General features: G+C 68.2%; 8 protein-coding genes and 3 tRNA genes. 6 read left to right on the plus strand and 5 right to left on the minus strand.

Annotation, left to right across the window (positions count from 1 at the left end):
• Window positions 1-24 precede the first annotated feature (24 nt).
• Window positions 25-1116, minus strand: coding sequence for a chorismate-binding protein (locus tag NBW77_RS11750; RefSeq protein WP_502799474.1), 1092 nt, complete (start codon window positions 1114-1116; stop codon window positions 25-27).
• 281 nt (window positions 1117-1397) lie between these two features.
• On the opposite strand from NBW77_RS11750, the gene NBW77_RS11755 reads away from it, so the two are divergent.
• The 3 genes from NBW77_RS11755 (at window position 1398) to NBW77_RS11765 (ending at window position 1674) form a co-directional block, all read left to right on the plus strand.
• Window positions 1398-1470, plus strand: a tRNA-Gly gene (locus NBW77_RS11755).
• Between the two features lie 37 nt (window positions 1471-1507).
• Window positions 1508-1579, plus strand: a tRNA-Cys gene (locus NBW77_RS11760).
• A 23-nt stretch (window positions 1580-1602) separates the two neighbouring features.
• Window positions 1603-1674, plus strand: a tRNA-Val gene (locus tag NBW77_RS11765).
• A gap of 377 nt (window positions 1675-2051) precedes the next feature.
• On the opposite strand, the gene NBW77_RS11770 is transcribed toward NBW77_RS11765, so the two are convergent.
• Entirely contained in the window at window positions 2052-3047 is a 996-nt protein-coding gene (locus NBW77_RS11770; RefSeq protein ID WP_349816998.1) for an N-acetylmuramoyl-L-alanine amidase, read from the minus strand.
• Between the two features lie 58 nt (window positions 3048-3105).
• Window positions 3106-3942: a DUF3097 domain-containing protein gene (locus tag NBW77_RS11775; RefSeq protein ID WP_250279687.1), complete on the minus strand. Its 837-nt coding sequence runs from the start codon at window positions 3940-3942 to the stop codon at window positions 3106-3108.
• 155 nt (window positions 3943-4097) lie between these two features.
• On the opposite strand from NBW77_RS11775, the gene NBW77_RS11780 reads away from it, so the two are divergent.
• Window positions 4098-4706 (plus strand): isochorismatase family protein, encoded by a 609-nt coding sequence (locus tag NBW77_RS11780; protein WP_250279688.1) that lies wholly within the window; start codon window positions 4098-4100, stop codon window positions 4704-4706.
• Window positions 4707-4878: 172 nt separating this feature from the next.
• On the opposite strand, the gene NBW77_RS11785 is transcribed toward NBW77_RS11780, so the two are convergent.
• Entirely contained in the window at window positions 4879-5172 is a 294-nt protein-coding gene (locus tag NBW77_RS11785) for a DUF4193 domain-containing protein (protein WP_131746404.1), read from the minus strand.
• Between the two features lie 220 nt (window positions 5173-5392).
• The gene (locus NBW77_RS11790; protein ID WP_131746403.1) at window positions 5393-5932 is read right to left on the minus strand and encodes a DUF3145 domain-containing protein; all 540 of its coding nucleotides are present in this window, start codon (window positions 5930-5932) and stop codon (window positions 5393-5395) included.
• Between the two features lie 503 nt (window positions 5933-6435).
• Between NBW77_RS11790 and glgX the strand changes: the two genes are divergently transcribed.
• On the plus strand, window positions 6436-8670 hold the full coding sequence (gene glgX / locus NBW77_RS11795; RefSeq protein ID WP_131746435.1) for a glycogen debranching protein GlgX: 2235 nt from the start codon (window positions 6436-6438) through the stop codon (window positions 8668-8670).
• 82 nt (window positions 8671-8752) lie between these two features.
• The coding region (treY, locus tag NBW77_RS11800) for a malto-oligosyltrehalose synthase (RefSeq protein WP_250279692.1) at window positions 8753-10341 on the plus strand (1589 nt) is incomplete at its 3' end.

Here is a 10341-nt window from a genome sequence, read left to right on the forward strand (position 1 = left end):
GCGATGTCAGGTGTCCACAGGACATCACATTCCGCTTACACCGTTGACCGGGGTGACGGAGCCGATCCCCAGCAGACGTTCAGCCTTGAGCTCCGTTTCACGCCATTCCATCTCCGGGTCGCTACCCCAGGTGATTCCCGCGCCGGTACCGAAGTGCAGACACCCGGCCGCGAACCAGAACGTCCGGATGCCGACCGCGAGCTCGCCAAGGCCGCGCCCCGCGTCCACCCAGCCGACCGCCCCGCAGTACGGCCCACGCGGCGTCGACTCAAGCTCGGCGATGATCCGCAGCGCGCTCGACTTCGGCGCACCTGACACCGACCCAGGCGGGAAACTCGCGGCGAACAGCTCAGGCCAGCCGACGTCCGGTCGCAGCCGCGCCTCGACAGTGGACACCAGATGCACCAGGCCGGGATGGGCCTCGACCGCGCACAGCGCTGGGACGCTCACCCCGCCGAGACGCGCAACCCTGCCCAGGTCATTGCGAACCAGATCCACGATCATGATGTTCTCGGCGACGTCCTTGGCCCTCAGGTCGGACGCGACCCGGCCGGTGCCCTTGATCGGCCCTGACCGCACAACGTCGGCCCGCCGGGACAGGAACAGCTCCGGTGAGGCGCTGACCACCCGGACATCCGCCTCGGGGACGTACATCACGGCCGCATAAGGCGCCGGGTTGCCGCGCGCCAGCGCCATCCCCAACGCGGCGATCCCCTCCGCACCGTCGTCCGCCACAGGTACGGACAGCACCCGACACAGATTGACCTGGTAGACCTCACCGGCTGCGATCTCGGCCCGGATACGGCCCACCCGGTCGATGTACCCGGCACGGTCCAGGCTGCTCGTCCAGGCCACGCGTGCCGGGCCGTGCCAGGGTCGGCTCGCGAGAGCCGCCAGCGGCGGGGCGGGCCGGACGTCGGCAAAGCGGACACACCGCGCGGCGCCCTCGAAGTCGACCACCACGATCCAGAACCCGCTCCCGTCGAGAGCCGCGAGGTCGTCCGTGACGTCGGTCACCCCGGTCGCCAGCCGGCCGCCCACGACCGCGAAGGACGGCATCCGACGCGGATGGCGCCGTCGGCCCTCGGTCCCGACGCCCGCCGCCGGCTGCGGCACGAATCTCCCGGCGCGGCCCAGAACAACCCGCGACCTGGACTGCGAGTCCCGGTCGGAACTGTCCTGCGGCGTACCCTCCACCCGAATCACGCTACCGGCACGGGGCCCGCCGGCCTGCGCCGGTAACGGGCCGGCCGTACCCACCACCGCGCCGGGTACGGGCCACCGCAGGACCGCCGACACAGGAACTTCACACCGCTGTCACAGCGGACGGCGGACAGTTCGACGACCGGCCCGATCGTCCGATAGAGTGCTAGCTGCACCGCCAAACGGCGGAGTGCGCGGACGTGGCTCAGCTGGTAGAGCATCACCTTGCCAAGGTGAGGGTCGCGGGTTCGAATCCCGTCGTCCGCTCGAGATTGTGTGAGGTCAAGCCCGTCCCGGCCTCTCCGGCGGAGTGGCCGAGTGGTTTAGGCAAGGGCCTGCAAAGCCCTGTACGCGGGTTCGATTCCCGCCTCCGCCTCTGCAACAAACCTGAATAAACTCGGGCGATTAGCTCAGTGGGAGAGCGCTACCTTGACACGGTAGAGGTCACTGGTTCAATCCCAGTATCGCCCACCCCGACCGACCAGGTAAGATAGATGATCTTCTATGGATTACATAAAAGATCATTGTTCTGACGACATACCGGCTTGGATCAAGACTTCGGCTTGGCCTTCCTCCGCCTGGTCAGCTGCCGCTTCTGCTCCGGGGCCAGCCCAACCATCCCAGTCCCCCGCCAAAGGTGACCCGCGTGGGGAGACATATAGCGTTTGAGTGTCTGCACAACTTCCGGGATCTGGGCGGCTACCGGGCCGCCTACGGCCGCGCCCCCGCTGAGATCATGCGGTTCTTCTTGGCCAACCTGATCACACGGTACGGATCGGTGCACGGCTACGCCGCCATCCACCATGCTACATCGCTCCACCGGGCGGGGAGGTAAGGGACAAAAGCGGTTAAAACAACCATCGGGATGAAACGCGCACCGTTGACACGGTAGAGGTCACCGGTTCGATCCCAGTATCGTCCACCCGGGTTTTCCTTACATGCCAGGCCGGGCGTTTCCAAATTCGCCCCCACCGTCCGGCCGGATATTCCCGTGCCGCATTACCGCCGCGGACGGTGGCCGCTGCGGACGGTGGAGCGGTGAGGAAGGACGTTATCCCGTCGGCAATGCCCTGCGCGGCACGCTGCCGCCAGGTGGCGTCCGAGACCCTCACCGCATCCTGCGCGTTGCGCATGTTGGCGCATTCGATGAACACCTTGGGCACCCGCGAGAGGTTGAGACCACCGAGGTCCGCACGGAACGCGAGCCCGTCGGTGGCGATGTAGTCGGCCCTCGGTTCGGCGGTGCTCCGCTGGAAGGCGTTACGCACGGCGTCCGCGAGGCGGGCCGACGGGGCGAGAATCGCGGCGTCGCCACCGTCGGGGCCGAGGCTCGGGGCGATGACATGGAATCCGGTGCCCTCGGACGGCCCACCGTCGGCATGCACCGACACGGCGGCGTCGGCGTGCGCGTCATTGCCCATCCGGGCCCGCTCGTTGATGCACGGACCGACCCCGGAGTCATCCGTCCTGGTCAGGACGACCCGCGCACCGCGTCCCCGCAGGAGCACGGCCGCCCGGCTGACCACATCGAAGGTGAAGGCGTGCTCGGGGTATCCCGCGTTGGTTTCCGCGCCGACCGTGTCGCACTCCTTCTCGACACCGCCGGCGTCGACCTTCCGAGCGATCACCGTGGATGCCTGTTCGTTGCCGCCGTTGTGCCCGGGGTCGAGCAGGACGGCGCGTCCGTGAAGAGAGTTCGGCCCTGTCGACAGGGACGGCCCGACAGCCGCCGAACCCGCCGGGACACGGCCCGATGACACACCCGGGCCGAAGCGCATCGCGTGAACCGCGAGCCCCACCGCCGCGAGCCCCACCACCGCGACCACGGCGACCGCAATGGCCACGACGGCCACCGCCGGCACACGTGGGCGAAAACGCATCAAATGCCCACCGGATGTGGTGTCATTCCGGGTGGCCGGGGCTGTTCACCGGCTCGGTGACAAAGTCGATGAGGCGTTCGACCGCGCCGAGGAGCCCGACCTCGATGTCGTTGTAGGACCGGACGCCGCCCAGCACACGGCGCCACATGTCGGCGGGTTCGGCGACCCCGAGGGCGCGGCACACCCCTTCCTTCCACGGCTGGCCCCGGGGTACCTGTGGCCAGGCCGCGATACCGACGGACCCTGGCTTGACCGCCTGCCAGATGTCGACGTACGGATGCCCGGTGACGAGGACGTGGGGTGATGTCACGGACGCGGCGATCCGGCTCTCCTTGGAGCCGGCGATCAGGTGGTCGACGAGCACGCCGAGCCGGCGCCGCGGCCCAGGCTGAAAGGAGGCGACCAGCGAGGGCAGGTCGTCCACCCCGTCGAGGCTTTCCACGACCACCCCCTCCACCCGCAGGTCGTCCCCCCAGATGCGTTCGACGAGCGCGGCGTCGTGCAGCCCCTCCACGTAGATCCGGCTCGCCTGCGCGACCCGGGCCGGACGACCGCGCACGGCCACGGACCCGGACGCCGTCCGCACCGGGCCGGTGGGCGCCGAGCGTCGCGGCCGGGTCAACGTCACCGGCCGGCCATCCAGCAGAAACGTTCCTTCGGCGAGCGGAAAGGCACGGCGCCGGCCGTGACGGTCCTCCAGGACCACACCGCCCGCCTCGACCTCGACCACCGCTCCGCAGAAACCGGTCGCCGCGTCCTCGACAACCAGATCCCGTTCGGCCTCCACGGCGGGTGGGGGCGCGGGCCGGGCACGTCCGTCCTGCGCCAGCACGTCAGGCCCATAGTCTCTGCTGCGCACCCGCCTACCTTAATCCGGCCAGGCGACAGCACCGGATCGCGGCAGATCAGGAAACCGTGAGCGCCCGGATACCGAGCGCATACGACGGACGCCGAACAGACCGCCGTCCGTGCCCCGGTGGTCCGCCGGTGCAAGCAACGCCCGAGAATCGGGCTATGACCGAGGGATACGGACCGCGCGTCGCTCTCCTGGTGATCGACATCCAGAACGACTTCGCCTCGCCCGGGGGGAGTCTGTATGTGGCCGGCGGCGAAAGCATCATCCCCGCCGTCAACGACGAGATCGGACGGGCCGCGGCCGCGGGTTCCCCGGTCGTCTACACCCAGGACTGGCATCCCCCGACGACTCCGCACTTCTCCACCAGCGGGGGTCTGTGGCCGCCGCACTGCGTGCGGGAGACGGTGGGTGCGGCGCTGCATCCGGAGCTCCGGGTCCAGGGCACAGTCGTGCGCAAGGGGACGGGTGGTGAGGACGGCTACTCGGGGTTCACGGTGCGAGACCCGCTCACCGGGGACCCGCATGCCACCGGGCTCCTCGACGTCCTCGCCGCCCACCGGATCGACACGGTGGTCGTGGTCGGTCTCGCCGGGGACCACTGCGTGAAGGCGACGGCCCTCGACGGACGGGCACTCGGCTACGGTGTGGTGGTCCCCCTTGCCCTGACACGCTTCGTCATGCTCCAGCCTGGTGACGATGAACGGGCCGTCGCGCAGCTGCGGGAGGCGGGTGTCACCGTCGTACCTGAGCGGTCGCCAGGTCCGTGAGACCACAGGCCTCGGACCACGGTTCTCGGAGCCGAACAGCCGATCGTAGTGATCGCAGTGGAGCCCACCTGATGGTCCTTGCTCGTGTCCATCAGGCAGGCTCACGCGGACAGACCCTGAAAGCGCCCGAGGATAGGACCGTCCAGCTTGCGACGTCCTACCCTCGGGCGCTCTAGGCTGCGCAGTCGGCGCAGATCATCCGCCGGCTGTCAGCGAGCTGGCTGCGGTGGTGAACCAGGAAGCAGCTCTTGCAGGTGAACTCGTCCGCCTGCCGTGGCAGCACCCGGACCGTCAGCTCCTCCCCGGACAGGTCCGTGCCGGGCAGGTCGAGTTCGGCCTCGAACGGGTCAACTTCGTCCCCGAGGTCGGCCGCCGCATCCGCCCGCCGCGCCTTGAGTGCCTCCAGGCTCTGCTCTGAGACCTCCTCGGCGTCGGTGGTTCTGGGGGTGTCGTAATCGGTGGCCACTGAAATACTCCCGTGAATGAGTGCGCTCCTCGTGCGCAACCCACAACGCACGACCGGTGGGGTATGTGCCCGCTTGGACGATCCCCAGCAGATGTGGCCTTCACCACACCGACCAAGGTGCCCCAGGGAGCACCAGCCGCGGACCGCGCCAAGGCGCCGACGGGCTGCACCCCCAGGTGAGCCAGCCGGTCGGGGTCGTCAGGTATGCCGGGACGTCGGGTCAGCCGGTCCGTCGCAGCCACGTGACAGGTGCCCCGTGGGCTCCCTGGCGCAGCGGTTCGAGAACATCATCCCACGCCGTGCCGAGAAGGCGGTGCAGACCCCTGGCAAGAGTCTCGCGTCCCTCTCCACGTTCGATGAGGGCCCGTAGCGCGGCCTCGCCAACAACGATGTCGCCGTTCGCGGCGATCGAGGCACGGTGCAGTCCGAGGTCCGGCGCGTGGGCGTACCTTTCCGAGTCACAGCCTGGCGACGGACCCTCGACCACGTCGAAGGACACCGCGCCGAGTCGGCGTAGCTGACCGGCCAGCCGCCCCGCCGTTCCGCTGGGTGCACGCCACTCCAGGCACGCATACAACGAACCGGCCGAGCGGGGTTGTTCGGACCAGGTCAGCGACACCGGCGAGGACAGCACGGCGGACACGGCAAACTCCAGGTGCGGACACAGCGGTGGCGGGCAGGCCAGAACCGCGAGTACGCCGGAAACCCTGAAGGACGCCGGACCCGAAACAAGATCTCGTGCTGATGACATTGCGACCACGCAGGACCTCCGTCGACGAGTTACGCCTTCCCCTGCGACCTCGTTCCACGATCGTCCGCGTCGTGCGGTACCGATGGTGCCATGGGGTGCACACGGGTTCCAGACCCACCCCCCTGACGGTCGGACCCGGTTTCTCCCGCGACGCCCGGATGGTTCATCGCGGTTGCGCACCGATCTGGTGACCCGGCGCCATACCGCTGCCCGCCGGCCCGGCGGGCAGCACCGGAATTCCCACGAACCGAGACCGATGCCATACCGAACGCCTCGGCGCGGCCCGCCGGGCCGTCCCAAGCGGAACGGACGTCGTGATCAACAACACGCTCGGACCGAATCCACGCGTGATCATATACTTCCGCGCATGATCACACGGTGGTGTGTTTGAGTCCAGCTACAACAATCACCTTCAGACGATCAGGAACCGTCGGCCTGGACTCACCCGACCCACGGGCCTTCGCCCGCGCCGGTCGGCCATGGATCCCCAACCACCCGTAGGCTTCGTGCGTATGTTGCAGGTCTGGCCGGGCAGTCCCTATCCCCTCGGTGCCACGTACGACGGCACCGGCACCAATTTTGCGATCTTCTCCGAGGTTGCCGAGAAGGTCGAGCTGTGCCTGTTCGACGAGGACGACACCGAGACGCGGGTCGAGCTGAAGGAAGTCGACGCGTTCGTCTACCACGGCTTCCTGCCGAGCATCGGCCCCGGCCAGCGATACGGCTATCGGGTTCACGGCCCCCACGACCCGGCACGGGGGCTGCGCTGCAATCCCCACAAGCTTCTCCTCGATCCGTACGCGAAGGCTGTCGACGGCGAGATCGACTGGGACCAGTCGGTCTTCGGCTACAACTTCGGTGACCCTGACAGCATGAACACCGAGGACTCCGCGTCCCGGATGATGAAGTCGGTGGTCATCAGCCCTTTCTTCGACTGGAATGGCGACCGCCCGCCCCGTACCCCGTACAACGAAACCGTCATCTACGAGGCCCACGTCCGCGGCCTCACGATCTCCCATCCGGGGCTGCCGCCGGAATATCGGGGCACCTATGCCGGTGTCGCGCATCCGGTCATGGTCGACTATTATCGCAAGCTCGGCGTGACCGCTGTGGAACTCATGCCCGTCCACCAGTTCGTACAGGACGAGCACCTCGTCAGCCGCGGGCTGCGCAACTACTGGGGTTACAACTCGCTGGCGTTCCTGGCTCCGCACAACGCCTACGCCGCCGCAGGCCGGGCCGGGCAGCAGGTCCAGGAGTTCAAACTGATGGTGAAGGATCTGCACGACGCCGGCATCGAGGTGATCCTCGACGTTGTCTACAACCACACGGCCGAGGGCAACCACATGGGACCCATGCTGTGTTTCCGTGGAATCGACAATGCCGCCTACTACCGGCTCGTCGAGGACGACCCGCGCTACTACATGGACTACACCGGCACCGGGAACAGCATGAGGGTCCGCCATCCGCACGTTCTCCAGCTCATCATGGACTCACTGCGTTACTGGGTCACCGAGATGCACGTCGACGGCTTCCGGTTCGACCTGGCCGCGACCCTGGCACGGGAGTTCTACGACGTCGACCGGCTGTCGTCCTTCTTCGACCTCGTGCAGCAGGACCCGGTGGTCTCACAAGTCAAGCTGATCGCCGAACCGTGGGACCTGGGCGCCGGCGGCTACCAGGTCGGCAACTTCCCACCGCTGTGGACCGAGTGGAACGGCAAGTACCGCGACACAGTGCGGGACTTCTGGCGAGGCCAGGACCACGGCATCGCCGAGTTCGCCTCCCGGCTGACCGGGTCGAGCGACCTGTACGAGTCCGACGGGCGCCGGCCGTCGGCGTCCATCAACTTCATCACCGCCCACGACGGCTTCACCCTGCACGACCTGGTCTCGTACAACGACAAGCACAACGAAGCCAACGGCGAGGACAACTGGGACGGGTCGGATGACAACCGGTCCTGGAACTGTGGCCTGGAAGGGCCGACGGACGATCCCGAGGTGCTGGCACTGCGAGCCGCCCAGGTCAGGAACTTCCTCACCGCGCTGTTCCTGTCGCAGGGCGTTCCCATGCTGGTCGCCGGTGACGAAATGGGACGCACCCAGCGGGGCAACAACAACGGCTACTGCCAGGACAACGAGATATCGTGGCTCGACTGGTCGCTCGCGGAACACAACGCGGGCCTCATCGAGTTCACCGCGATGCTGTCCAACCTGCGCAGGGAACATCCGGTGTTCCGCCGCAGACGGTTCTTCCAGGGACACCCGATACGCGGTTCGGGCACCGTTTCGAGCGGCGAGACCCTCCGGACGGAAGAAGCCCCGGAGCGCGTACAGGCCCTCGACGGCACAGAAGCCCTGAAGGACATCGTCTGGCTGCGACCGGACGGTACCGAGATGTCGGACGTCGACTGGGAGTCGGGCCTTGCCCGGTCGCTGGGGATGTTCCTCAACGGCCATGGCATTCCCGACCGCAACCAGCGCGGCGAGGAGGTCGTCGACCAGTCGTTCCTGCTCTTCTTCAACGCCCATTTCGAACCGCTCGGCTTCCACCTTCCCCCGGAGAACTTCGGTACCAGCTGGGAGATCGTCGTCGACACCCGCACACCCGCCCCCGAGGTGGCCACGACCGCCGACTTCAACCCGTTCAACCCGTTCAACGCGCGGACGGCCAACCTGATCGTGAAGGCCGACGACCTGATCGAGGTCGACTCCCGTTCGACACTTGTGCTGCGCTGTGCCGACTGACATCCGCCGGGGCGCCGGTGCCGGCAGCGGTGCCGAGCCGGCCCGGCCGGTTCCCGTCTCGACCTACCGGCTGCAGCTGAGTATGGAGTTCTCCTTCACCGACGCAGCCGTGATCGTGCCGTACCTGGCCGCGCTCGGCATCACCCACCTGTACTGCTCGCCGGTGCTCGAGGCGGTCGACGGATCAACCCATGGCTACGACGTGGTGAACCACGACCAGATCAGCGCCGAACTCGGCGGACCGGCCGGGTTTCGACGGCTGGTCACCGCGTGCCGCAAGGCCGGCCTCGGCCTGGTGGTGGACCTGGTCCCGAACCACATGGCGGTCGCCGCACCCGAGTCGGCCAACGCGCTCTGGTGGTCGGTGCTGCGGGAGGGCCCCGCGTCGCCGTACGCGTCCTGGTTCGACATCGACTGGAACACCCCGGACAACCCCGGAAAGATCATCATTCCGGTTCTCGGGGCCGCCCTCGCCGAATGCCTCGCGAACGGTGAGATCCGTCTCGCCACCGACGAGGACGGCGACTGGGTGATCGTCTATCACGACCATCTGCTACCCGTCGCGGACGGTACCGCCGACCCGGGTGACATGGCGGCCACCCTTGAACGGCAGCACTACCGGCTGTGCTTCTGGCGGGTCGCCGACGCCGAGCTGAACTACCGCCGGTTCTTCGACATCACCACCCTCGCCGGTCTCCGACAGGAGAACCCGGACGTCTTCGCCGCCACCCACCGGGTGCTCCTCGACCAGGTGCGTACCGGCGCGGTCGACGGCCTGCGCATCGACCATCCGGATGGCCTCGCCGACCCCGAGGACTACCTGCGCCGGCTGTCCGAGGCCACCGGGGGCGTGTGGACGGTCGTGGAGAAGGTCCTCGAACCCGGCGAGACCCTGCCCGACTCCTGGGCATGTGCCGGCACCACTGGTTACGACGCGCTGAACCGGCTCACCCGGCTGTTCGTCGACCCGGCCGCGGCGAGGCCCTTCACCCTGCTGTACGCCGACATCACCGGTTCCACCACGGACTTCGCCGCGGTCGGCCGGAAGGCCAAGCTCGACGTCCTCGCCGGCGCCCTGCGACCCGAGCTGGACAGGCTCGCCGCACTCGCGCTGACCGAGGCCCGCCGCCGCCGCGCGGATCTGACCCGAGTCGGCCTACGCGACGCCCTAGGCGAGGTCCTGGCCGCCTTCACCGTCTACCGCGCCTACGTTCGGCCCGGCGGGGTGGCGACCCTCGACGCCCGGGCGCAGGTGGTCGGGGCGTGCGAACGTGCGCGGGAGTCGCTGCCGCGGCGCTCGATCGAGATCGACCTCATCGAGGACCTGGCACTGTCCGGCCCGGCTGAGTTCGTGGTGCGTTTCCAGCAGACCACCGGCCCTGTCATGGCCAAGGGCGTCGAGGACACCGCCTTCTACCGGTACGGCCGGATGATCGCGCTCAACGAGGTCGGCGGCGCTCCCGGGGACCTCCCGGCCTTTCCTTCCGGGCATCCGCACAGCGCGGTGCACGAGTTCCACGAGGCGAACGCGACCATGCAGCGGGCCTGGCCGCTGACCATGACCACCCTGTCGACGCATGACACCAAGCGGTCCGAGGACGTACGCGCCCGCCTCACCGTGCTCACCGAGGACCCACACGGCTGGGGTGAGGTGATACGGCGGCTGATCGC

Origin of the sequence: Frankia sp. Cppng1_Ct_nod (assembly GCF_920656135.1) — a bacterium.
In the GTDB taxonomy this organism is placed as follows: domain Bacteria; phylum Actinomycetota; class Actinomycetes; order Frankiales; family Frankiaceae; genus Protofrankia; species Protofrankia meridionalis.